Raw genomic sequence first — 24765 nt, 5'->3', positions numbered from 1 at the left:
CTTAAATAACGAAATGATGATAAATTATATTGACTTCATAATCAGAATTTGCTAAATTATCTTTATATTATAAAATCTATGAAGAGAAAGAGTAAGATGAGAACCCTGTTCCACAGAGAGTCGACATGTGGTGGAAGTCGATGTCCAAGGCCTATCCGAAAATCATCTCTGAGATGCAAAGCTGAAAATGCAGTAGGCTTTGACGGGTTTCCGCCGTTACAATGGATCACGTATGAATTCGTACGTTGACTGAGTGCCGCAGCTTCTTAATGAAGTGCGGAATATGGGTGGTAACGCGAGCACAAACTCGTCCCTGATTTTCAGGGGCGAGTTTTTTTATTTGCACAAAACACTTAAAATAGCCTTTTTCAGGCCAGTCGGCGGAAGTCATCATTTTTAAAAAAAGGAGAAATCACCATGAAAAAAACAGACACATTATTTATCGGCCTTATGCTTTTCTCAATGTTCTTCGGAGCGGGGAATCTTATATTCCCCCCATTTTTAGGTGCATCTTCGGGAACTTCTTTCTGGCCAGCCATTGCCGGCTTTGTCGTTACCGGAGTCGGACTGCCAATATTGGTACTTCTGGCCGTCTCACTTGTTAAAGGAGGGGCACAAACTATCGGGGCACGTGTACATCCTCTATTCAGCACGTTGTTCATGGTAGTCATTTATTTAAGCATCGGGCCTTTTCTAGCCATTCCACGGAATGCGAATGTTGCCTATGAAATGGGCTTCAAGCCATATCTTGGCGACTCAATGAATCAATCACTATTCCTATTCATATTCACAACCCTATTTTTCATCATCGTTTATGCCATTTCATTGAATCCAGAAAAAATGGAAACCTTCATGGGACGCTGGATTACACCTGTTCTACTTTTGTCCATGGTCATTCTCTGTGTAGTCGGGTTCGTAAAGCTTGATGCTCCATTCCAAGCCCCAACAGAAGCATATGCAGCAGGAGCATTTTCAAAAGGGTTCATTGAAGGCTACAACACGATGGATGCTCTAGCTGCCCTGGCTTTTGGGATCGTCATCCTTACTTCAATCCAACAAAGAGGGATTTCCGAACGAAAACAATTGACGAGATATACAGTAAAAGCGGGACTCATCGCCGGTGTATTGCTTTCTTTAGTCTATATCTCCTTAGGTGTAATGGGAGCACGCATGGCAGCGGATGGATCATTCGAAAACGGAACGGATATCCTTACTGTCGCATCCACCCTTTTACTTGGAACTGGCGGGAAGGTCCTTCTTGGCATCATTTTCACTTTAGCATGTTTCACCACCGTCGTCGGATTGACGACTGCTTGCGGACAGTATTTCTCGAAACTTTTTCCCAAGCTGAACTACAAAACCGTCATCCTGATCGTAACAATCGTCGGTTTCATCCTTTCTAACATGGGGCTGAATCAAATTTTGAAAGTATCGGTTCCATTCCTTGTGATGGCTTATCCGTTAACGATCGTCCTGATTGCCCTGACATTCTTCAGCCGTCATTTCAAAAACCCGAAGAAAGTATATCGTAGTGCAATGACTTTCACAGGAGTTTTCGCCTTGATAGATGGACTGAATGCATTCGGGTTACAATTAGGACCCGTGCAAACATTGAGTGATGTCCTTCCCCTTTCTGCCTACGGTATGGAATGGATCATCCCTGCTCTCGCCGGTACTGCCCTTGGCCTTTTGCTCAGTCAAACCGGACAGACAGCTCCAGCTGAGGAGTTGGAAATCGAAACATTATAATAATGAAGGAAGCAGATGATTTTACAGATCATCTGCTTATTTTTGGGACGCCCTGCATTGCATTATCTTGGAAACCGACATCCACTTTTTGTTATGATGGGATAAAGGAGATGATAAGTAATATGTCTAAACAAACCCGTATTGGTAAAACAGATCTGTATGTAAATCCGATTGGCCTTGGCACAAATGCCATTGGCGGACATAACCTATTCCCTAATCTAAGCGAGGATACAGGAAGGGATGTTTTGAGAACGGCATTGGAAGAGGGAATTAACTTTTGGGATACAGCTTACATTTACGGTCCTGAGCGTTCAGAAGAACTTATCGGTGAAATCCTTAAAGAGACCCGCAAACGCGAGGATATAGTCCTTGCCACTAAGGGGGCACATAAGTTTGTCGATGGCAATATCGTCTTTGATAACTCCCCGGCTTTTCTGAAAAATGCCGTGGACTCGAGTCTAAAAAGGCTCCAAACAGATTACATCGACTTATATTATATCCATTTCCCTGATGAAGGTACTCCTAAAGATGAAGCAGTAGGTGCCTTAAAGGAATTGAAGGACGCAGGCAAAATCAAGTCCATCGGTGTTTCGAACTTTTCATTCGAACAATTGAAAGAAGCGAATAAAGACGGCTATGTCGATGTCCTGCAATCCGAGTACAATCTATTCAAACGGGAGGCGGAACAAGACTTACTGCCCTATACGGCCGAGAATAATATCTCCTTCATTCCTTATTTCCCCCTTGCTTCCGGTCTACTAGGCGGCAAATATAATCAGGAATCAACATTCGAGGACGGCCGGGCAAAAAGTCCGCTTTTCCAAGGACAAGCCTTTGTAAGCAATCTGCAAAAAGTGGAAGAAGTACGGGCGATCGCCAACAGGAAGCATGCCGATGTCGCCGATGTGGTACTAGCTTGGTATTTAACTCGCCACTCGATAGATGTCCTGATTCCCGGAGCGAAAAAGCCAGAACAGGTCTCACGCAACTTACAAGCATTGGATGTCAGTCTAACCATGGATGAAATCGCCGAAATCAGTGCCATTTTCGTTTAATATAAATAAGAAAAGGCTGTTCAGCTCAAGTTGAACGGCCTTTCTTCATTTTTCCTGCTCTGTGGTTTAATCCTTTCTTGGTTATCATGCATAAAGACTGATACCCCTAGGCCCATTACGTTTTCCTTATATATTGCTTAGAGTCTTCTACTTTGCTATATTTAGTGAATATTCCATCATTTTAGGAGAGGCTGCCTGATGAAAAAATACGTTGTCATTTCATTTCTTTTCTTAGCAAATTTATTCTGGGCCGGTAATTACATTTTCGGTAAATACGTTGTTACCGAACTTTCCCCGATCCAACTAACATTTACGCGTTGGCTAATTGCCGTTTTCTTATTATTTCCTCTAGCACAATGGATTGAAAAGCCAAAATGGAAGAGTGTATGGAAGGCCTGGAAATTACTATTAGTCATGGGTGTGCTCGGTATCATCAGTTATAATTTTTTCCTTTATTGGGCTCTTACCTATACAACTTCCATGAATGCAGCTCTTGTCAATTCAATTAACCCTGCCATAATTGTTCTTTTTTCGGCTTTGCTGTTGAAGGAGAAAATTTCATCCCACCATGCACTCGGACTTATCATTTCTTTATTCGGCGTTTTATTGGTCTTAACAAAGGGACACCTTCTGGATATTTCCCATCTCACTTTTAATAAAGGCGACCTATTGATGATCCTGGCGATTATCGTTTGGACCTTCTATTCGATAATCGGTAAAAGACTGAAAAACATTCCGATCATCTCAGCAACTGCCGTTTCCGTACTTCTCGGATTGATTCTCGTCGCTCCGTTTGCCATTGGCTCAGGATTGAACCTTGATTTAAGCAGAAAAGCAATCACGGGACTCATATACATTGGAATCTTCCCATCTGTCGGCTCCTTTATTTTCTGGAATATTTCCCTTCGCCATATCAATGTCAGCCAGGCTGGAATTTATTTAAATCTGATTGCTGTTTTTACCGCCATTCTTAGCCTGATTTTAGGGCAACCGATTACTATCGTCCAACTCCTGGGTGGCCTCCTTGTCTTCATTGGTGTCTACCTGACAAGTAAAAAGAAAAAGGAATATCCGGCCGCTGTCACAAGGCACATGTAAAAAATGTCCAGAAATCCAAATCAACGAACACTTTCTTGTCTTTTCCCCTTGTCTACGCAGCATGATTTACGTTATCCTTTAAAGAAGAAAATCTGAATGTAAAGGTGTGCTTTAGTTGAGGATCAATAAATATATCAGTGAATCCGGAATTACCTCGAGACGAGGCGCAGATAAATGGATAGCCGAGGGCCGCGTGACGATTAATGGCACTGTTGCTGAGCTTGGCAGTCAAGCTGAACCCGGCGATGATGTTCGTGTAGATGGCAAGCCCATTAAAGTGGAACAGCAAAATGTCTATATTGCACTGAATAAACCGATAGGGATTACAAGTACGACGGAAAAACACATTAAAGGAAATATTGTTGATTTTGTAAATCATCCGCTTCGCATTTTTCATATCGGACGGCTGGACAAAGACTCAAGCGGTCTGATCCTGCTTACAAATGACGGAGACATTGTAAACGAAATCCTTCGTGCAGAAAACAAACATGAAAAAGAATATATCGTAACCGTGGATAAACCTCTTACCGCTTCCTTCATTCAAGATATGTCATCCGGCGTGGAGATTTTGGATACGAAAACACTTCCTTGTAAGGTTGAGCAGTTGACCAAATATACATTCAACATCACTTTGATGCAAGGACTGAACAGACAAATCCGCCGTATGTGCTCAGCACTAGGCTATGAAGTCCGTGATTTACATCGAATCCGGATCATGAACATCCATTTGGACGGACTGGCGCTAGGACAATGGCGTGACCTGACCGAGGATGAATTGACAGAACTATTTAAGGAATTGGATTATACTCCAAGGCAGAGATGATAATTGAGATGCCCCCAGAATTCCGGGGGCATCATTTTTTTATTTTAGAAGAGTTTTCAGCAATAATTTTCACTAACTCGTGAATTCCATGCTTTCACTCGTGAGTTTTGCGCTTTTACTCGTGAATTCCATGCTTTCACTCGTGAGTTTTGCGCTTTTACTCGTGAATTCTGCGCTTTTACTCGTGAATTTTGCGCTTTTACTTGTGAATTCTGCGCTTTTTCTCGTGATTTCCGCGCTTTTACTCGTGAGTTTTGCGCTTTTACTCGTGAATTCTGCGCTTTTTCTCGTGAATTCCATGCTTTTTCTCGTGATTTCCGCGCTTTTACTCGTGAATTCTATGCTTTCCACTCGTGAGTTTTGCGCTTTTTCTCATGATTCCATGCTTTTACTCGTGAGTTTCACGCTTTTACTCGTGAATTCCATGCTTTCACTCGTGAGTTTTGCGCTTTTACTCGTGAATTTCGCGCTTTTACTCGTGAGTTTCACTCTTTTACTCGTGAATTCCATGCTTTCACTCGTGAGTTTTGCGCTTTTACTCGTGAATTCTGCGCTGTTACTCGTGAATTCCACGCTTTTACTTGTGAATTCTGCGCTTTTACTCGTGAATTTTGCGCTTTTACTCGTGAATTCCACTTTACTCGTGAATTCCACGCTTTTTCTCGTGAATTCCACTTTACTCGTGAATTTCACGCTTTTTCTCGTGATTCTGCGCTGTTACTCGTGAATTCTGCGCTTTTACTCGTGAATTCTGCGCTTTTTCTCGTGAATTCCACGCTTTTTCTCGTGAATTCCACTTTACTCGTGAATTTCACGCTTTTTCTCGTGATTTCCGCGCTTTTTCTCATGAATTTCGCGCTTTTTCTCATGATTCCGCGCTGTTACTCGTGAGTTTCACGCTTTTACTCGTGAATTCTGCGCTTTTACTCGTGAGTTTCACACTTTTACTCGTGAGTTTCACTCTTTTACTCGTGAATTCCACGCTTTTACTCATGAATTTCGCGCTGTTACTCGTGATTCTGCGCTTTTACTCGTGAATTTTACGCTTTTACTCGTGAATTTCGCGCTGTTACTCGTGAATTCCACGCTTTTACTCGTGAGTTTCACACTTTTACTCGTGAGTTTCACTCTTTTACTCGTGAATTCTACTTTTTTAGGTCAAAAATAAAAAGCAACCTGCTATAGGCTGCTCGTTATCGGCTATAAATTATATCCACCATAAATCAGTCGGGCTTTCATTGATTAGAACAGTTTTAAGGTTGGATACCGCCCGTTGAAATCCTTCTTCTACAGACATCAGCGGATCTTCGTGTTCGATGCTGACGACGTAATCGTAACCGTATGTGCGAAGGGCGCTCATGATGTCGGACCACTCTTGCAGGCTGTGACCGCATCCTACAGAGCGAAAGTTCCAGGCACGGCTTTGGACATTACCATATGGCTGCATGTCGGTTAATCCATACATATTGATGTTATCCTGATCCAAGTATGTGTCTTTTGCATGGAAGTGGTAGATTGCTCCCGCTTTTCCTAGGATTTTGATGGCACCGACTGGCTCGATGCCCTGCCACCAAAGATGGCTTGGATCAAGGTTGGCGCCTATTGCATCCGATGTAGCTTCCCGTAGTTTTAACAAGGTGTAGGGGGTGTGAACGAGAAATCCCCCATGCAGTTCAAGTCCGATTTTTATATTGTGTTCATCGGCAATGGCAGCTACTTTTTTCCAATAGGGAATCAATTTTTCTTCCCATTGCCATTTCAGCACATCTGTATATTCATTCGGCCATGGGGCGACAGGCCAGTTTGGATATTTAGCTCCTTCGTGATCACCGGCTGTACCAGAAAAGGTATTGACGACCGGGACGTTCATTAAGGATGCAAGCTTGATTGTTTTAATCAGTGTTTCATCACTTTCTTTAGCGAATGCTTCATCTGGAGAGATTGGATTGCCGTGGCAGCTGAATGCACTGATCGTCAATCCTCTTGTTTGAACGGATTCCAAGTATTTTTGGCGCTTTTCTTCACTTTCCAGCAGTTCATCAAGTGGACAGTGGATATTGCCTGGATACCCGCCTGTACCGATTTCAACTGTTTTTAAACCGGAATCTGCCACATAATCAAGCATATCCTCGAATGATTTTTGAGCAAATAACACTGTAAAAATCCCTAATTTCACAAGCCCCACCTCACCTTTTCTTTAATTTATGCTCATGACCTTCCCACTTGCCGAGCTTTGATAAATGGCTTCGATTATTTTCGAAACTTTCATGGCTTCCGATGGTTTTACCAATGGTTCCACCAACCCTAGGCAGCTATCAATAAAGTTTTCCGCCTGCTGCAGGTCTGGTGTATCCTCCCCTGGCATCCATACTGCCTCACTATTCAAAAGCATACCGTGCTTAGCCTGATTCAAGACTAGCGGGAACACATCAAGTCCGCCCTGCGTTCCGGATAAACTCAAAACAGTTGCTTCTTCACGGATATTCGCAGCCCAAGATGTTTCGAATAATAAAGATGCTCCGTTGGCAAATTTGATATATGCCGTGGCATGATCATCCACTTCAAATACCGAGGCATCGAAGTTCCCCCATAGATTGACCTGATCGACACCCTTACTGACATAATTATATGTCGAACCTACGATTTCAATCGGTTCTGGGTCATCCATCAGCCATAAAGCCAAATCAAGCAAATGGCAGCCGTAGTCGATTACGCTTCCCCCGCCTTGCAATTCCTTGCTTGTAAACACTCCCCAGCCAGGAACTTTGCGGCGTCTGATTGCCTGTACACGCGCTACATAAGGCTCACCGATTTCACCGGCCTGAATCATTTTCTTTGCAGCCTGGGCTTCCTTCATGAAGCGGTAATGATAGGCTGTCGATAACACTTTACCCGATATGTTTGCAGCCTCGGTTATTGCCTTACATTCCTCAGTAGTGATGGCCATTGGCTTTTCGCATAACACATGCACACCCGCTTGCAGAGCGGCAATGGAAATCTCCGCATGGAACTTGTTTGGCGTTGCAATCGTTACAGCATCCACTTCAGCAAACATTTCTTCATAATTGGTGAAAACTTTCTCGATATGAAATTCACGTGCAACTTCTCGCGCCTTCATTTCATCTATATCCTGAATGGCGTATAAAACTACTTTATCTTGAAATTTTTGAAAAGCTGGGATATGCCTTTTTTGGGCAATTCCTCCAGCACCGATAATACCCATTTTTAATTTGTACATGATGACTATTAACCCCTTTATAAGCGGATGATTTTTCGGGATGCATTTGATTCCATCGCGCCAAGAATGACTTTTAATGATTTTAATCCTTCTACTCCTGTGACAAGAGGCTCCTCATTGTCCACCACACATTTTACAAAGTGGCTGATTACTTCGGAATCATGCTGTCCTTCAGAGTCATTTGTCTGGATGCTTCCCAATTGGATGGTTTCTGTCTTTCCATTATCATGATGGATGATCAGTGAGTATTTCGGATCGTCTTCAAGACGCAACACGGCTTTTTCCGCATAAATGACCGTCGCATTGTCTTCTTTTGCATAAGACCAGCTGGCGGTAAGAGTACCGATGATACCGCTCTCCGTCCGTAGGATACAGGCAGCACTGTCATCAACATCTGTGTTTTTCTTGGCAGTCGTCTCCACAAAGGCTCCCACTTCAACAAATTCTTCTCCAAGGATATACCTTAATAAATCAGCTTTATGAACGCCTAAATCACCCATTGCACCAATGACTGCCTGATCCTTTTTAAAAAACCAGCTTTCCCGTCCGTCCACGCTCCATGTTTCTGGCCCGGAATGTCCAAAAGCCGTCCGGAAGCTATAGACCTTTCCAAGTTCACCACTCTCAATAAGCTGTTTCGCTTTTTGATGTGAGGGAACAAAACGCTGATTATGACCAATCATTAGTATTTTGCCGCTTTTAACTGCTGCTTCATTCATTTCTTCAGCGTCATTTAAAGAAGTGGCCATCGGTTTTTCACAAAGGACATGCTTACCTGCTTCCAAGGCCGCAACTGTGATGCGTGCATGCAGGTAATTCGGTGTACATACACTGATCGCTTCTATCTCCTCATTCTTCAAAAGTTCTATATAATCAGTATATGCTTGCGCGCCGTACCTTTGTGCTGCTGCATTCGCCCGGTCTGGCACAATATCACAAACGGCAATGATTTCAGTTTCCTGATGTGCATCGTACTCCGGAAAATGCCTATTTTTTGCGATACTCCCGCATCCAATGACCCCTACCTTCACTTTACCCATTCTGTTCTCTCCTTCACTTCAGCTCTTTGTCGAGATGGATTCCAACGGTTCGGCTTTCCCATAGTTCGTTACCATTCCAAATTCCGGCTTGACCCAATCAACTGCATTCTTAATTACCCGTTGAATCTCTGGATTATGGTAGGTCGGATATGTTTCATGACCTGGTCGGAAATAGAAAATCTTCCCTTTTCCCCGCAGATACGTGCAACCGCTTCTGAATATCTCCCCGCCTTCAAACCAACTGACGAATATTAATTGATCTGGTGCAGGAATATCAAAATGTTCCCCGTACATCTCTTCCTTCTCAAGCTCTATATATTCTCCGATTCCATCAACGATAGGATGACTGGGGTCGACAACCCAAAGCCGTTCCCTTTCATCAGCCACCCGCCATTTCAAATCGCAAGTCGTGCCCATTAATTGTTTGAAGATTTTTGAGAAATGACCGGAATGGAGGACGATGAGACCCATTCCCTCGAGTACTCGCTTGTGAACCCTCGCAATGATTTCATCCTGGACTTCATCATGTGCAACATGCCCCCACCATAGAAGTACATCGGTTCGTTTCAGTGCTTCTTCGGTTAATCCATGCTCTTCTTCATCGAGAGTAGCCGTTCTCACCTCGACCTGCTCACTTTGCAAAAAGCTGGCAATTGCCCCGTGGATTCCATCTGGATATACTTCGGCTACTTCAGGCTTTGTTTTCTCGTGGCGAAACTCATTCCATACTAGGACTCTCAAACAATCTCCTCCATTCCATATTAATTTGTCGGCAACTTGCTCTGCATGTTTAACTATTACCTCTTTATTCTTAACGCAAACGTTTGCGTTAGGCATGATCAAATCTCAGCCGGTTATAAGAACATACTTAATGACTCAAGAAAGTATGAATTTTCAAAAATAATAGTGATAATCTATATTGTAAATTTATGTTAGCAAAAATCAAGCTTTAATTGGTAAAACATTTCTACATTTTTCATTTAATTTCCTTTTCGGCTACAAAATGCGACTCCCGCTTTATGATTTTCGTAGGAATCCTAATGCTCTTTTCCATCATTTCAGGATTTGCAATAAGGTCGAATACGCATTTTGCCGCCTCATACCCTAACTGATACGTATGGATATCAACCGTTGTCAGTGGAGTGCTTAAAAATTCTATGAATTCTGAATGGTTAAAACAGACGACGCTAATTTGCTCTGGTACTTTCAAGTTCTTTTCAGCTAGCACTCCTAGCAAAAGAACACCCAATAAAAGATCCATAACCAAAAAAGCGGTTGGAGCCTCCCTCAATTCCAGCAATTCGTCAATAGCCTTTATTCCATCCGTTCGATTTAAAGGGATCAATTTGATATATTCGTGTGGCACATCCAACCCGGCCTGTTCCATCGCTTGTTGAAAACCTGCCATGCGGGCTTGAATCACCTCAAACTCTGGACTGCCTCCTAAAAAGGCGATTCGCTCATGCCCAAGACTGATCACAAACTCCGATACTTCCCTGGCCGCTTGAACATTATCATTATCAATGAATGTAATGCCGCTCATGTTCGTACTTGGCTTCCCTATCAAAACAAACGGGAAGCCCTGCTTTAATAAATATGGCACGACTTTATCGTCCTTTTTAGAGTATAAAACAATCATGCCATCAACTCTTCTGCCCTGAACCATTTTCACGACATCCTCAAAGATGGCATCCTCCGTCTCGCCGGTTGTCAGAGAAAGACTGTACCCCTCTTTATTACAGAAATCCCCGATGCCCCGAATCACTTCTGGAAAAAAGGGATTATAAAGTGATTCCCTTGCGGAACTTTTCATGACGATCCCAATGGCCTTAGTGGACTTCGTGACTAAGTTCCGGGCATTTTCATTCATATGATAGCCCATTTCCTTTAATACCTTGCGTACTTTACGCTTTGTCTTTTCACTGATTGTCGGGCTGTTATGGATTACACGCGATACCGTTGATGGAGCGACATTAGCCTTTTTGGCAACGTCCTTTATTGTAACAGACATATTCATCACCACTTCCCGTTCACCGCACATGGTTTAATATTCCCTATATTTAAATAGTTATTTAACGGCTCCATCTGCAATTCCTTTGATAATTTGCCTCTGAGCAAAAAAATACGCAATGATGACTGGAATGATGGATAAAGTAAGTCCAGCCAAGGCTAGATGCCATTGTTTCGTATATTGTCCGAAAAAGAAGAATAATTTAAGTGGGATGGTCTCAGATCCTGCGCCACCAATAACAAGGGATGGCAACAAATAGTCATTCCATATCCAAATGACATTTAAGATCCCAACTGTAATGGACATCGGTTTTAATAATGGAAATATGATATGCCAAAATATTTGAAACCGGTTTGCACCATCAATTTTTGCAGCCTCATCAAGTGAGATGGGAATCCCTTTTAAAGTACCATGATATAGGAATATGGAAAGGCTGCAGCCAAAACCTAAATACATAAAAATCAGTCCCGCCTTGTTCAACATCCCAAACTGTCCGAATTGGGCAACAAGCGGTATCATCACAGACTGAAACGGAATCAACATGGCTGCTACAAACGCAAAGAAAAGCAAGGAACTTATTTTACTTTTGTTACGGGAAAGCGCATATGCCGCCATCGCAGAAAAGATGATGATGATGACTACACTGACGCCCGATATCAATAAAGAATTGAATAAAGTCCGGAGGAAATCCAATTGCTCGAATGCTTGATAGAAGTTTTCGAATGTCCAGGTTTCAGGCAGTCCCAGTGTATCGGCAAATATATCCCGCTTCATTTTAAAAGCATTGACAATCATTAAATAAAACGGAGTGAGCCATAATATGGCCAAAATGAATCCGACGAATCCAATAAGCCACAATTTCCATTTTTCCCTCATTACAGCTCAACCTCCCGTTTTTTATTGATATAGACTTGTGTCAGTGAAACTACCGCCACAATTACGAAAAAGATAACGGCCTTTGCCTGTGCATATGCCATATCATTTTCAGTGAAAGCGGATTTTACGATGTTCATCGCGACCATTTCGGTTGAATTATAGGGAGCTCCGTTCGTCAAAGAAAGATTTTGATCATAAATCTTGAACGAGTGTGACAACGTCAAAAACAAGCTGACGGTAAAAGCAGGTGCCACAAGCGGAAAGGTAATATGGCGAAAACGCTGGAAGCTGTTAGCCCCATCAATTTTTGCCGCTTCGATCAAGTCTTCAGGAACAGCCTGCAGATATGCAATATAAATGATCATGATATATCCGGCCATTTGCCAAGACGTTAATATGATCAATCCCCAAAAGCCTGTATCTGTCGTTGATAACCATCCATTAAATGCTTCAATCCCAGTCAGATCACCAATCGCACCGAAGACTTTAATGAAAATGAACTGCCAAATAAAACCGAGAATCAAGCCGCCAATTAAATTGGGCATGAAGAAAACTGTCCGCAGGATGTTGCTTGATTTAATTTTCGATGTCACGATTAGAGCCAAACTTAATCCGATGATATTGATTACCACAATTGCAGCTACGGAAAATTTAATGGTGAACCAAAATGTATCAAGGAACCCTTTATCAGTAAACAAGTCCATATAATTCTTTAGACCGATGAAATCTGGTGTCCCTAGACCGTTCCAATTCGTAAAGGAATAATAAAATCCGTAGATGAGTGGCACGATCACCACCAAAATGAGTGCAGCAAGAACAGGTGTTAAAAACAGCCAATATGCGGCATCCCGATTCCTCAACGAAACCGACCTCCTTGAAATGATTTAATAGATAACGGGTTTTAAATTATAGAAAAATCATCGATCATGACTAAGTTAGTTGATGAAAATCTTGTTGCGGCAAATTCCCTTAGAGACTTTCTTGTAACAAGGAACAACCAATCGACACACTATTTTTCATGCCGATTGGTCATTTGCCATTCCAAACACTTATTTGCTATGAATCTTCTCCCAATTTTCAATGTTCTGTTGTACAAATTCCTCCCACGTCAATTTACCAGTTACATATTTTTGGACACTTGCACCAAGGTCATCATTCCAACCAACCGGATATCCATTGAACACCCAGCCAATCGTATTTCCTTCTTGGGAGTATTTATAAATTTCTTTTGAAATTGGATCGGCTATTTTTTCTACATCATATCCTTCATAAGCAGGAATGAATTTAAAATCCTCTAAAACGGCTTTTTTCCCTTCTTCAGATGTATACATCCAGTCGAGGAATTTCTTCGCTTCTTCCTGCACCTTTTCATCCGATTTCTTGTTCACTGCCCAATAGTTCGGTACGCCGACTGGCATGCCCGCAGAGTCTCCATTAGGAATCGGAATGATGCCAATGCCTTTTTCCGCTAACTCAGGGTCCATATCATACACTGTGTTATATACCCAGTTACCTTGCTGAATGATTGCAACCTTTTCAAGTGAGAACAGCTCTTCCACTTGTTGGGAGTAATCGAGGCTTGCTGTCGGCTGGACGGAATATTCATTTTGGATATCGACCATTTGTTTAAACTTGTCACCATCAGTAAATTTAACCGTTGGGGCCTTGCTTGCTTCCAACACATTCCCATCAAACTCCGGAGATAAGAATACATTGGATAAATGGTTTCCTGTCACCCACTTCTCTTTAACCGGATACGCAAAAACTGCATCGATTTTCAATTTATCTTTCTGTGAATCCATTTTCTTAACTGCCGCCTCCAGGGCTTCATAACTTGTAATTTCATCAGGATTAATTCCGGCTTCTTTAAATATCCGTTTGTTATAAATCAAGCCGTAACCTTCCTGGTTAAATGGAAGTCCAAGAACTTGCCCGTCCTCTTCCACGCCATCCAAAGTACCATCAAGTGCTGCTGCTGCAGCTTTCGTGTCCTTTAAATCTGTTAATCTATCTTTATATTGCTCGACATCTACCGGTCCGCCAATGTTAAAAACTGCTGGCTCCTCACCGGAAGCGAACTTTGCCGTAATGGCTGATTTATAATCATTTCCACCGCCAACTGTCGATACCTTGATCTTCACATCTGGATTTTCTTTTTCATATTGTTTTGCCAATGTCTCGAATTGCGACTTGAATTCTACCTTGAACTGAAATATATCCAGCGTCACTTTATCCTTAGAGTCGCTATTTCCGCCAGTAGATGAAGAGCATCCTGCCAAAATCACACTAAAAATTAATAAAACAGAAAAGATTCCCCCGTACCATTTTTTTCGCTTCATGCCTACCGACTCTCCCTTTTTCATAAGATTCACGCAATTTTAAGAAAACGTTTGCATAAAATTGTAAAATAAAAGCCTTTCATTCTGCGATAATCATAGTCTATCGTACTTCTTTTACATCACCTCCTCACAAAATTATTTTGCAAACGTTTACATTTATGGGCTTTATATTACCACCTAATTCCATACTTTACAATAAAATTGTAGTATATTGTAAAAAAAGGATGTTAAAAACCTTCTCAACCTAATTATATGATTCAGAAACCTTTGATTATTCCTTTATCCGATTATAAAATCTAATTTATTGTACGGGCCTTTTTCTACTATACGAAAAAGGGAAACCCAACGGTCCCCCTCTTTTCACTTCAATACCATTTTCACATTGGAAGGACCATATTCATCCTTCAATTCATAATATTTATCGCTTGCTTGTCCAAATTCTTTAAACACACCACTAATGATCAATTCATTCGTTTCCTTATCAACGACACTGTACTTGATATTGCTTTTCCCAAACTTTCTGTCATCCACTTTTAAAAGGATCATCTTGGACACCTCCACAATTAATGGCTGCACTCCTCAGGGTGTGTGGTTTCTTACTTACATAATATAACAAATTATTCCGAATTCACAGATTTTTTTACAGTGCAAAATAAAAAAGCCTATTAGGCCTTTTCATTTCGAACTTACGATATCCTCCTTCTGCCAAATAGCTTCAGGACTTCGAAATATCCAGGAATCCTTCACCAAATACATCCCGAACATCATGTATGGCTATAAAAGCATTGCTATCAGTTGACTGAACAATTCTCTTTAACTTGAGTACCTCTTGCTTACTTATAACGATATACAAAATATCCTTTGATTCTTTTGTATAGTATCCATGACCGCTAAAAACAGTGACCCCTCGGTCCATCAATTCTGTTACTTGCTTTGCAAGCTGGTCCGCTTCTTTTGAAATGATGGTAATCGCTTTTTTCGGGTTCAATCCCTCAATGATGAATTCCATCGTTTTTGTACCAATATAAAGCATGAGGATAGTAAGCATCAGACCTTCTGCACCAATGATGAAATAAGATGAGAACGCAACGATTAAATCGAAAAACAGAAGTCCATAGCTTAAGCTCCACCCCAAATATTTATTCGTAATTCGGGCTAGGATCGTTGTACCGGCAGTTGTACCTCCAACACGAATGATTATGCCAATACCTGCTCCTGCAAAAACCCCGCCAAATATAGCATTGATGACCAATTCATCTGAAGATATACTCCAACTTTCGGTTAAATGGAGGAAAAGCGAATTAAATGCAACGGCAATAATTGTATAAACCGTTGTCATTTTCGACAAATATTTATAACCGACAATGAGCAGGAAAGCGTTAATGATCAAACTTAACAGCCCTGGTGACCATTCAAAAAGATAAAATAAAATGATGGTTATCCCTGTGACTCCTCCCTCACCAAGTTCATTGGGAATAACGAAAAGATTTATTGCCAAAGCGAAAATAAAAGCTCCTATTAATATAAAGAAAACATCTAAAGAAATCTTTTTCATATTTAATACCTTCCTTTAAGTAATGGTTAATGTGAAAAGAGATAGGTTAATTTCACTGCTCTATAGTAACATGGATTTCCATTTAATCCTTCAAAGATTTGAAGGTTTAACAAAAAGACTACCTTGGGAGTTAAATTATCTTCAATGAACTTTCATTAAGCTCTTTTAGCCATTAGCTCAACAAAGCCGCTGCCAAAGGAAAACGCAGCCAGTCTTTGTGATTACCCAACCTGGATGCACCGATGATGGCCCTCATTTCTCCCTTCACATAGTGCAGTCATTATTCCTCCTTATTATCGACAAATGCTAGTTTACTCATCATCCGCCCCGCTTGGTTCAAATCACAAAATTACCATCCAGCATGTTGGTGATAGTTGTCTTCTTTCGCCTCTTGATATCTCCTGATTTTTGGATAATTAATTCCTAATCCGGTTCCATTTCAAAGCTTGACAGTTTCATTGAGTCATGATTAGAATGTTTTATATGTTAACTAATGAATAATTTAGTTAACATATAAAAAGGAGAATGACCATGCACAGTGAAAAACAATTATCTTGGGAAGAAAAAATAAAGAAAGAACTTGCTTATTTAGAAGAGATATCACAAAAGCGTGAACTCGTAACAACGGAATTTGCCGAGCAGCCATGGCTTATGATCGACGGGTGCAGGATGCTAAATCTAGCTTCTAATAACTATTTAGGATATGCAGGAGATGAAAGGTTGAAAAAAGCCATGGTTGATGCAGTACATACATATGGTGCAGGAGCAACGGCTTCACGGTTAATTATTGGCAACCATCCTCTTTACGAGCAAGCAGAACAAGCTCTTGTCAATTGGAAGAAAGCAGAAGCAGGACTCATTATCAACAGTGGCTATAACGCAAACCTTGGAATTATCTCCGCCCTGGTGTCTCGTAACGATTTAATTTATAGCGATAAATTGAATCATGCAAGCATTGTCGATGGCACTCTTTTGAGCCGTGCGAAACATTTGCGATATCAGCATAATGATTTAGATCATTTAGAAGCATTATTGAAAAAGTCATCAATTGAAGCACGTAAATTAATCGTGACGGATACAATCTTCAGCATGGACGGTGACTTTGCTTACCTTGAGGACCTTGTTCGGTTAAAAGAACGTTATAATGCAATGTTAATGACTGATGAAGCACACGGAAGCGGCATCTACGGTAAGAACGGTGAAGGTTATGCCTGTCATCTTCACCTTCAAAAAAAAATAGATATCCAAATGGGTACTTTCAGCAAAGCGCTCGGTTCATTCGGAGCCTATGTTGTCGGGAAAAAATGGCTTATCGACTATTTAAAAAATCGCATGCGCGGATTCATTTATTCAACTGCACTTCCCCCAGCCATACTTGGTGCTATAAAAACAGCGATTGAACTTGTGCAAGAAGAGCCAGAGCGCCGCACACTACTCCAAATGAATTCGGAATACTTTAGAGAAAAACTCACATATTACGGGTTTAATATTTGTGGAAGTCAATCACAAATTGTTCCCATTGTCATCGGAGAAAACGAAAAAACGATGAAATTTGCCAAACGTTTGCGGAAAGAAGGAATTGCAGCTATCGCTGTCAGACCGCCGACCGTTCCTGAAAATGAGGCGAGAATCCGGTTTACCGTGACAGCTCTCCACGATAAAAAAGATCTTGAGTGGGCAGTTGAAAAAATTTCGATTATTGGAAAAGAAATGGGTGTTATTGAATGAAAATGCCGAATTTAGTCATGCTTCCAGGCTGGGGAATGGAAAAAGGGGCGTTTCAACCGTTAATTCAACCGTTGTCTGAAGTATTTAACCTTTCATTTATAGAATGGAGAGATATGAAAACACTAAATGACTTTGAAGAAAGAGTCATAGACACAATCGCATCCATCGATGGTCCTGTTTATTTACTGAGCTGGTCATTAGGATCACTAATATCACTGGAACTTGCAAGTTCGTATCGAGAAAAAATAAAAGGTTTTATACTTTTTGGCGCAACAAGTCGGTTTACCACAGGAGAAAATTATTCATTTGGCTGGGATCGACTTATTGTCGAGCGCATGAAGAAACAACTACAGCGTAATAAAGAGAAGACTTTGACTTCCTTTTATGAAGCAATGTTTTCCGAAGCTGAAAAAGAAGAAGGTTTTTATCATCAATTCAACGCGACAATTCAACGTGAATTTCATGGAGATGAGGTGTTTTCGCTTTCTATAGGTTTGGATTATTTACTTCAGAAAGATGCTAGAGTAAATCTAGACAGGATTGAAACCCCCTTTTTATTGATTCATGGGAGGGAAGACAAAATTTGTCCACTCGAAGCCTCATCTTTCATTAAAGAAAATCTGGGTGGAAAATCAGAGTTTCATATTATGGAAGGTGCCGGTCATATTCCATTTTTCACAAAACCACAGGAATGTGTGCAGCATATCAAAACATTTATTCAAAAGGAGTACATTCATGATTGATAAACGATTGTTAAGTAAGCGGTTCAGTGAACACGCGAAAACATATGATGCGTACGCCAATGTTCAAAAAAACATGGCAAAACAATTAGTGGATTTGCTTCCTCAAAAAAACACCAATCATAAAATCAATATTCTTGAAATCGGCTGCGGCACTGGTTACTTAACCAGGTTACTAGTCAAAACATTCCCTAATGCCACTATTACCGCTGTTGATTTAGCACCAGGAATGGTTGAAGTGGCAAAAGGAATGACAAAGGATGACCGTGTTACTTTTTTATGTGCTGATATCGAAGAAATGGCGCTTAATGAAAATTACGATATGATTATCTCTAATGCAACGTTTCAATGGCTGAATAATCTTCCTGCAACCCTTGAAAAACTGTGTACACGATTAACGGCTGAAGGGAGCCTGATATTTTCAACGTTTGGAATCGATACCTTTCAAGAGCTTCATAGGTCATATGAACATGCGAAAGAAAAGCTTCAACTTTCGATTGATAGTTCACCAGGCCAAATGTTTTACACTCTAGAAGAATTATCTCAAGTTTGTGAAGAAGCACTCCCCTTTTCACCAGCATTTCCAATCGAGATAACAAAAAAAGAAAAGCTTGAACTAGAGTACTTTCAGACAGTACGTGAATTTTTCACTTCAATTAAAAAGATTGGTGCAGCTAACAGCAACAAAGAAAACTACTGCCAGCGCCCTTCCTTTTTTCGAGAGTTAATCAACATATACGACACAGAATACCGAGATGAATCAGGTGTGAAAGCAACCTATCACTGTTTGTTCTTTAAAATTAAAAAACATGCTTAATCCGAAGATAACCATCTTAGATCCAAGCAAAATATAATACATAATTGCAGGCCGTTTATATAAAGTAACGACTAGTATTTCAGCTGCTTACTTGTGATTAACTAGATTTCAATTCAAGCGATTCAGGCCGCCGGCTCCCCTAATTCCTTTGGAGAAATGGCGGCCTATTTACCGCTTATTATAATGACTCAACTCATGAGAGTGTGTTTTACGTATAACTTCATTCAAATACCTTGCCATCTGTAATATTGACCACTCGATCACATAAATCTAACATTCTTTCATCGTGCGTTACCATGATGGCCGCTTTATTTCTTGACTTCACCTCATGTGCAAGCATTTCAACAACATCCCTGCCTCTTTTGGAATCAAGACTTGCGGTTGGTTCATCCGCTAAAATGATTTCTGGATCATTCATCAGCGAACGGGCGATGGCTACACGCTGCCTCTCACCGCCCGACAGTTCTTCTGGCAAGTGACCTGCCCGATGTCCAAGTCCAAGGTGGCTAAGCAATTCGTCCGCTTTTTTCACAATTTTTTTATCCCGCTTGCCAATCAGTTCAGAAAGTAGCAGAAGCTGATCTCGTACCGTGAGATATGGCACAAGATTCGACGATTGGAATACAAATCCGATCTTTTCAAGGCGTACTCTAGTCAATTCCTTTGGGGATAATGTTGTAATATCCTCATCATTCAGCAGTAAGCGACCTTTGCTCGGGGAAAGTAACGCACCTGCTATTGAAAGAAAAGTACTTTTCCCTGAGCCTGAAGGACCCACGATGGCGACGAATTCCCCCGCTCTCACATTCAGGGAAATATTATCAAGGGCTGTCACCTTATTATCGCCTTCCCCATAAATCTTACTGACGTTTTCAAATAATAGCTTATCCCCCATCATGATACCCTCCCTATTGCTTCGATCGCATCTATCTTCGATACTCGGTATAGTGATAGCAGCGAACCCAATGCGGATACAACCAAAAGTAACACGGAATATTTTATGACCAAATCTGTACTCAATTCAAATGGCATTCCTTCTGGCATGATTAAAGTGACGCCATATGTCAGTGCAACACTGATGGCTATACATGTCACGGCAAGCAGCATTACTTGACCAACGATACTTTTTGCCAGGTAGCCCGTATTGGCCCCGAGTGCTTTAAGGACTCCAAATTGATTCGTCTTCTGCAAGGTAATCACATAAAAGAATACAGCCAAAACGAAAGCTGCTATGACAAACAAGAAGGCAATCATCATCGTCAATGTACCCTGTTCCTCTTTGAAGCCTGGTATACTCTGAAGTGATTCTTCTTTCGAAATGAGCGTTACGCCTTCAGGCAATGATTCACGTACATTTCCTTCTGCCTTCGATGCCATTTGCACAGCTATTGTGCTTATTGAATCTTTCTCTTGATTTTTCAATGCAGGATTAATCTCCTGCCACCCCTTAACATTCATGTAAACTACCGGTGAATGGCTGTAAGATTGCTTTTCAGTAAAACCAACTATGGTGAAAACCTTACCTGATAGGTCATCTTTAAGTGAATCACCCAATTTATAACCCACTTCTTTTAAAGAACGATCTGCAACGACTTCACCTTGTTTCTTATTGTCATAGTTCGTTCCTTCTATGACCTTCGGTGCTAACATTCCACTGGCATCGGTCGCAAAAATGGTGACATCCGTTTTCTCCGATGAGCCGATTTTATTCAATGTGATCATCATTTGCCCCAGACCTTCGGCTGCTTTAACATCCGACGAGGCACGGATTTCATCTAGCTTTTCCATGGATATGATGGATCGGTTCAATTTATTTTTAGACTCATGCTCCATAACGAAATAGTCGGCCTTCATGTTTTGTATGGATGAAGCATTATCTGAAGAAAGTCCATTAGCTAATCCGGAAATGATAAAGACAAGCAAAGCGACCAATACCATGATCAGTCCAATCAGCAGATAACGTAACTTTGAATGCTTTAGTTCACGTAATGCCAAAAACATCATTTCATCTCCCATTCCTTTTGTTTACCGATCAAGTCCTACTAGAATCGGTATGAACCGATTGTAAACAATCAATATGAATGGAAGATGAACAATTGATTACATAAGGGGTAACCGTATATAAAAAGTGGTCCCTTTACTAAGTTCGCTTTGAACTTCGATCGTTCCCCCATGAAGTTCAACCGTCTTTTTCGTAATCGAAAGTCCTAATCCGCTGCTTGTTTCACTCCTGTTCCTCACTTTGTCGACTTTATAAAAGCGATCAAAGATATAAGGGAGGTCTTCTACTGGAATTCCCATGCCCGTATCCGCGATCATCACTTCAACAGCACTGCCTATTCTTTTAACCCGAATATCGATAGAACTGCCGTTTTCCGAGTATTTTATGCTATTGGTTATCAAATTCGTCCATACTTGATTTAAAAGTTTCTCATCTGCAGAAATGAGGGTTGAAGGCAAATCCATTTCGATCACCATATCCTTTTCCCGCCAATTCCATTCAAGCATGAACAACACTTGCCGTATTTGTTGTGCTAAATCGAAATTGGACCGTTGCAGCGGATCTTCTTCTTTATCCAACGAAGCAAGCAGGAGCAGCTGTTTGCTTAACAACGACATGCGCCTGCTTTCTTTTTCAATAATGGACAAGTACTGATTTCTTCGTTCCTTTGTTAATTCTTCCGATTGGAGGGTTTGAGAAAAACCTTGGATGGATGCAAGCGGAGATTGAATTTCATGAGATACATTCGATACGAACTCCTGCCTCATATCATCTAACCGCTGTATGCTTTGAGTCATTTTCGAGAAATTTTGGGCCAAATCTCCAATTTCATCACTGCGGGTAACGTTCAATTCACTACTATAATCTCCATCGGCAATCCTCTTTGTAGCTTCCGTTAATTTCGTAATTGGCTTAACGATGAAACGCGTGTTAATGATCACAAATAAAAAGCTGAGAAGGAGCGTGAGAACAAGCAAAACTGCAAGAAAAAAGCGGAATTCACCAAACTGCAGCTCTATATTCGGCCTTACAAACAATGCATGTTTTTCGCCATTCACGTTCAATGGGACCCCAATGCTATTAATCAATACATCTTCAAAAAATCCGGTAATAAATAACCCATTATTATAATTGGCTATCCCTTGATAGGTCTTCCCGTTCAAAACACCGGAAATCGTATCTCGATCCAAACCAGTTTCCCGAAACGGCTCACCATATAAAGTTCCTTCACCCTGCTCATTAAATAGATACATTTGATAGTGCAATCCTGCAATATGATTTAAATACGCATCAATATCCTGATCAGGATTTTCCTCATATAAGGAGACGATATCACTTGCAACTTTCTTTATCTTCTCACCATTGTTGGGTTTTTGAACCTGATGATAATAGACATTGGAAATCAAAAAGGCGATGACACTGGCAAGCACCATGATCAAAATGGTTTGAATAACTATCCTGAAATAGAGTGTTTTCACTTCTTGTTGACCTCCAGTTTATAACCTAAGCCACGGACTGTCGTTATAACAAAATCATTGGTCCGCCCGGCAAAACGTTCTCTTAACCGTTTAATATGGACATCAACCGTCCGATCATCCCCTTCAAAATCAGCACCCCACACCAATTCAATAAGCTGCTCACGCGTAAAGACCTGATCAGGAAAACTCCCCAGCTGAGCCAGCAGCTCAAATTCCTTAAGCGGTAGGAGCAGCGTACTCCCATTTAGTCGCACCTCATAACTTTTACGGTCAATGACCGTTTGATTCAATGAAATGGATTCAGAATTCACCATTCGGTACCTTCGCAATAGCGCTTTTATCCGAAATAGAAGTTCCCGTGGCTCAAATGGCTTTACGAGGTAATCATCCGTACCCGCAAAGTACCCCTTTTCCTTATCGATAAGTTGATCTTTAGCTGTCAATAAAATGACCGGCAGATCATATTGATCCCGGATTTCCTTACAAAGATCCAGTCCGTCCTTAAACGGCATCATAATATCAACAACGGCCAGATGGATCCGTTCCTTCTCCAGTATCATGGAAGCTTCATTCCCGTCCTTCGCTTCAGATACCATGTACCCTTCCTTTTCTAAGTGAAATTTAAGCAACTCCCGAATATGCCGATCATCATCCGCAATTAATATATGTATCAAAGAAACCACATCTCCACTTCTTTTATAGCCCTGGCTAAACATACAATAGCAATAATTAAACCTGTAAAACAACAAATACTAATTCAATTTCCGGTTCCTTATAAACTAGTTTGCCACTAATATACAGCACCCTCTTATTTTTTAAAAAAAATAAAGTCAAAAGCGGACAGAATCTTAAAACCCTGTCCGCTTTTTTCCTATAGTGAATCGTCATATTCACACTAGTTCAGCCGTATTGAATTTTTTTCTCTCAAAAGGGTTTTAAATATTCTGAATATAAACTATAATGGGATTATTTTAAAACATCTAGGAGGTCACTATGGGAGTAGTAGAGAAAATCAGCGGATTTGCTGGTAAAACATTTACCTTATGGGTCATTATATTTGCAGTTATTGCGTATATCTTACCTAATCATTTTGTATGGATTGGAGACTATATTGTTCCATTATTAGGAATTGTCATGTTTGGCATGGGACTTACATTATCAACATCGGATTTCAAAGAAGTTTTCCGACGTCCGAAAGAAGTGGCACTAGGGGTAGCAGGACATTTTATCATTATGCCATTATTGGCATTTGTATTAGCAATAGGGTTCGATTTGCCCAAAGAAGTGGCTGTTGGTGTTATTTTGGTAGGATGTTGCCCTAGTGGAACGGCTTCAAATGTCATGGTGTTTCTTGCGAGAGGAAATGTTGCGCTTGCAGTTGCCATTGCTTCTGTTTCCACTATTCTAGCGCCTATCGTAACTCCCCTGCTTATTCTGCTCTTGGCAAGTAAATGGGTCAACATCAGTATTGGGTCATTATTCATTTCTATCATTCAAGTGGTGATTATCCCACTGATACTAGGATTTCTTGTTAAAAAGTTTTTCGGCAAACAGGCAGAGGCCGGTGCAAAGGCTTTACCTCTAGTATCTGTCATTTCCATCGTTCTGATCGTATCTGCCGTAGTAGCTGGCAGCCAAGATCAGCTGGCTAAAACAGGCTTGCTGATTTTTGCAGTAGTCGTTCTTCATAATGTTCTTGGTTTTTTACTCGGCTTCTTCTTTGCTCGTTTATGCGGGATGGATTTAGCTAAACAGAAAGCTGTTGCAATGGAGGTCGGTATGCAGAACTCTGGTTTAGGTGTAGCCATAGCAACAGCCCACTTCTCGCCTTTGGCCGCTGTTCCAAGTGCCATCTTCAGTGTTTGGCATAACATATCAGGTTCCGTTCTGGCCTATATCTTCAGTCTCATGAAAGATAAAAAAAATGTAGGCACCGATAAAAATAATTCGATAAAAACAGACGCATCATAATATGTTGGAGATGAACCAAAAACTATTTTCATTAAATGAATAAAACAGCCGATTGAATAAATCGGCTTTTTTTATTGTGAATCAACCATCCGCACCTTTGAAATTCAAAGGAAAACATCAATGATTGTGGTCTAATAAGTGATTTTCCCATTCCCCAATTAATGAACTTACTGCCTTGTTGTGGTTATTTTTTTGAACTACCTGCTATACTACTAGATGAGTTATTAAATTTGCTAATGATTCGG

At 40.9% G+C, this 24765-nt stretch carries 26 protein-coding genes and 1 other annotated feature; of the genes, 12 read left to right on the top strand and 14 right to left on the bottom strand.

Features of this window, described 5'->3' with window-relative positions; genetic code table 11:
• The first annotated feature begins 69 nt into the window (after positions 1 to 69).
• Positions 70 to 318, top strand: a binding site (T-box leader).
• A 99-nt stretch (positions 319 to 417) separates the two neighbouring features.
• The 8 genes from brnQ (at position 418) to ABIE66_RS02370 (ending at position 5893) form a co-directional block, all read left to right on the top strand.
• Positions 418 to 1749: a branched-chain amino acid transport system II carrier protein gene (gene brnQ, locus ABIE66_RS02405; RefSeq protein WP_370013746.1), complete on the top strand. Its 1332-nt coding sequence runs from the start codon at positions 418 to 420 to the stop codon at positions 1747 to 1749.
• A 122-nt stretch (positions 1750 to 1871) separates the two neighbouring features.
• On the top strand, positions 1872 to 2804 hold the full coding sequence (locus tag ABIE66_RS02400) for an aldo/keto reductase (RefSeq protein WP_370013745.1): 933 nt from the start codon (positions 1872 to 1874) through the stop codon (positions 2802 to 2804).
• A 198-nt stretch (positions 2805 to 3002) separates the two neighbouring features.
• Positions 3003 to 3902 (top strand): DMT family transporter, encoded by a 900-nt coding sequence (locus ABIE66_RS02395; RefSeq protein WP_370013744.1) that lies wholly within the window; start codon positions 3003 to 3005, stop codon positions 3900 to 3902.
• A gap of 115 nt (positions 3903 to 4017) precedes the next feature.
• Positions 4018 to 4725 carry a 23S rRNA pseudouridine(2604) synthase RluF gene (rluF, locus tag ABIE66_RS02390; RefSeq protein ID WP_289318161.1) on the top strand — a complete coding sequence of 236 codons (708 nt, stop codon included), beginning with the start codon at positions 4018 to 4020 and terminating at the stop codon, positions 4723 to 4725.
• A 79-nt stretch (positions 4726 to 4804) separates the two neighbouring features.
• Complete coding sequence (locus tag ABIE66_RS02385; RefSeq protein WP_370013743.1) at positions 4805 to 5452, top strand: hypothetical protein; 648 nt, start codon at positions 4805 to 4807, stop codon at positions 5450 to 5452.
• Entirely contained in the window at positions 5449 to 5616 is a 168-nt protein-coding gene (locus ABIE66_RS02380) for a hypothetical protein (RefSeq protein WP_370013742.1), read from the top strand. The genes ABIE66_RS02385 and ABIE66_RS02380 overlap by 4 nt, the downstream gene beginning before the upstream one ends.
• On the top strand, positions 5613 to 5762 hold the full coding sequence (locus ABIE66_RS02375) for a hypothetical protein (RefSeq protein WP_370013741.1): 150 nt from the start codon (positions 5613 to 5615) through the stop codon (positions 5760 to 5762). The genes ABIE66_RS02380 and ABIE66_RS02375 overlap by 4 nt, the downstream gene beginning before the upstream one ends.
• Positions 5759 to 5893, top strand: coding sequence for a hypothetical protein (locus tag ABIE66_RS02370; protein ID WP_370013740.1), 135 nt, complete (start codon positions 5759 to 5761; stop codon positions 5891 to 5893). The genes ABIE66_RS02375 and ABIE66_RS02370 overlap by 4 nt, the downstream gene beginning before the upstream one ends.
• Positions 5894 to 5932: 39 nt before the next feature.
• Here the strand turns inward: ABIE66_RS02370 and ABIE66_RS02365 are convergent, their stop codons facing one another.
• The 10 genes from ABIE66_RS02365 to ABIE66_RS02320 all read right to left on the bottom strand — a co-directional run bounded on the left by ABIE66_RS02365 (position 5933) and on the right by ABIE66_RS02320 (position 15784).
• Complete coding sequence (locus ABIE66_RS02365) at positions 5933 to 6901, bottom strand: sugar phosphate isomerase/epimerase family protein (protein WP_370013739.1); 969 nt, start codon at positions 6899 to 6901, stop codon at positions 5933 to 5935.
• A gap of 21 nt (positions 6902 to 6922) precedes the next feature.
• Entirely contained in the window at positions 6923 to 7963 is a 1041-nt protein-coding gene (locus tag ABIE66_RS02360) for a Gfo/Idh/MocA family protein (protein ID WP_089362554.1), read from the bottom strand.
• Between the two features lie 17 nt (positions 7964 to 7980).
• Positions 7981 to 9003, bottom strand: coding sequence for a Gfo/Idh/MocA family protein (locus ABIE66_RS02355; RefSeq protein WP_289333601.1), 1023 nt, complete (start codon positions 9001 to 9003; stop codon positions 7981 to 7983).
• An 18-nt stretch (positions 9004 to 9021) separates the two neighbouring features.
• Positions 9022 to 9744 (bottom strand): ThuA domain-containing protein, encoded by a 723-nt coding sequence (locus ABIE66_RS02350; protein WP_289323536.1) that lies wholly within the window; start codon positions 9742 to 9744, stop codon positions 9022 to 9024.
• Positions 9745 to 9979: 235 nt separating this feature from the next.
• Positions 9980 to 11014, bottom strand: a complete 1035-nt coding sequence (locus ABIE66_RS02345) for a LacI family DNA-binding transcriptional regulator (protein WP_370013738.1) — start codon at positions 11012 to 11014, stop codon at positions 9980 to 9982.
• Between the two features lie 57 nt (positions 11015 to 11071).
• Positions 11072 to 11890, bottom strand: coding sequence for a carbohydrate ABC transporter permease (locus tag ABIE66_RS02340; RefSeq protein WP_370013737.1), 819 nt, complete (start codon positions 11888 to 11890; stop codon positions 11072 to 11074).
• On the bottom strand, positions 11890 to 12750 hold the full coding sequence (locus ABIE66_RS02335) for a carbohydrate ABC transporter permease (RefSeq protein WP_289318169.1): 861 nt from the start codon (positions 12748 to 12750) through the stop codon (positions 11890 to 11892). Before ABIE66_RS02335 ends, ABIE66_RS02340 begins: the two co-directional genes overlap by 1 nt.
• A 189-nt stretch (positions 12751 to 12939) precedes the next feature.
• Positions 12940 to 14229 carry an ABC transporter substrate-binding protein gene (locus ABIE66_RS02330; protein ID WP_370013736.1) on the bottom strand — a complete coding sequence of 430 codons (1290 nt, stop codon included), beginning with the start codon at positions 14227 to 14229 and terminating at the stop codon, positions 12940 to 12942.
• A 360-nt stretch (positions 14230 to 14589) separates the two neighbouring features.
• Positions 14590 to 14775 (bottom strand): hypothetical protein, encoded by a 186-nt coding sequence (locus ABIE66_RS02325; RefSeq protein ID WP_289318171.1) that lies wholly within the window; start codon positions 14773 to 14775, stop codon positions 14590 to 14592.
• 169 nt (positions 14776 to 14944) lie between these two features.
• Positions 14945 to 15784: a YitT family protein gene (locus tag ABIE66_RS02320; RefSeq protein WP_370013735.1), complete on the bottom strand. Its 840-nt coding sequence runs from the start codon at positions 15782 to 15784 to the stop codon at positions 14945 to 14947.
• Positions 15785 to 16315: 531 nt separating this feature from the next.
• Here ABIE66_RS02320 and bioF point away from each other — a divergent pair.
• The 3 genes from bioF to bioC are packed head-to-tail and all read left to right on the top strand — an operon-like array spanning position 16316 to position 19069.
• Positions 16316 to 17512 carry an 8-amino-7-oxononanoate synthase gene (gene bioF, locus ABIE66_RS02315; protein WP_289333602.1) on the top strand — a complete coding sequence of 399 codons (1197 nt, stop codon included), beginning with the start codon at positions 16316 to 16318 and terminating at the stop codon, positions 17510 to 17512.
• Positions 17509 to 18255 (top strand): alpha/beta fold hydrolase, encoded by a 747-nt coding sequence (locus ABIE66_RS02310; RefSeq protein ID WP_370013734.1) that lies wholly within the window; start codon positions 17509 to 17511, stop codon positions 18253 to 18255. Before bioF ends, ABIE66_RS02310 begins: the two co-directional genes overlap by 4 nt.
• The gene (bioC, locus tag ABIE66_RS02305; protein WP_370013733.1) at positions 18248 to 19069 is read left to right on the top strand and encodes a malonyl-ACP O-methyltransferase BioC; all 822 of its coding nucleotides are present in this window, start codon (positions 18248 to 18250) and stop codon (positions 19067 to 19069) included. Before ABIE66_RS02310 ends, bioC begins: the two co-directional genes overlap by 8 nt.
• A 220-nt stretch (positions 19070 to 19289) precedes the next feature.
• Here the strand turns inward: bioC and ABIE66_RS02300 are convergent, their stop codons facing one another.
• The 4 genes from ABIE66_RS02300 to ABIE66_RS02285 all read right to left on the bottom strand — a co-directional run bounded on the left by ABIE66_RS02300 (position 19290) and on the right by ABIE66_RS02285 (position 23265).
• Positions 19290 to 19967, bottom strand: a complete 678-nt coding sequence (locus ABIE66_RS02300) for an ABC transporter ATP-binding protein (RefSeq protein ID WP_370013732.1) — start codon at positions 19965 to 19967, stop codon at positions 19290 to 19292.
• The gene (locus tag ABIE66_RS02295) at positions 19964 to 21070 is read right to left on the bottom strand and encodes an ABC transporter permease (protein WP_370013731.1); all 1107 of its coding nucleotides are present in this window, start codon (positions 21068 to 21070) and stop codon (positions 19964 to 19966) included. Before ABIE66_RS02295 ends, ABIE66_RS02300 begins: the two co-directional genes overlap by 4 nt.
• A 99-nt stretch (positions 21071 to 21169) precedes the next feature.
• A complete protein-coding gene (locus tag ABIE66_RS02290; RefSeq protein WP_370013730.1) occupies positions 21170 to 22549 on the bottom strand; it encodes a sensor histidine kinase in 1380 nt (459 codons plus the stop codon).
• Entirely contained in the window at positions 22546 to 23265 is a 720-nt protein-coding gene (locus ABIE66_RS02285; RefSeq protein ID WP_370013729.1) for a response regulator transcription factor, read from the bottom strand. The genes ABIE66_RS02290 and ABIE66_RS02285 overlap by 4 nt, the downstream gene beginning before the upstream one ends.
• Before the next feature lie 277 nt (positions 23266 to 23542).
• On the opposite strand from ABIE66_RS02285, the gene ABIE66_RS02280 reads away from it, so the two are divergent.
• Positions 23543 to 24520 carry a bile acid:sodium symporter family protein gene (locus ABIE66_RS02280; RefSeq protein ID WP_370013728.1) on the top strand — a complete coding sequence of 326 codons (978 nt, stop codon included), beginning with the start codon at positions 23543 to 23545 and terminating at the stop codon, positions 24518 to 24520.
• Positions 24521 to 24765 lie beyond the last annotated feature (245 nt).

This window comes from Peribacillus sp. B2I2 (assembly GCF_041261685.1).
GTDB lineage: Bacteria > Bacillota > Bacilli > Bacillales > DSM-1321 > Peribacillus.
Note: the sequence above shows the minus strand (reverse complement) of the source record. Positions and strands in the feature narration are given on the sequence as shown.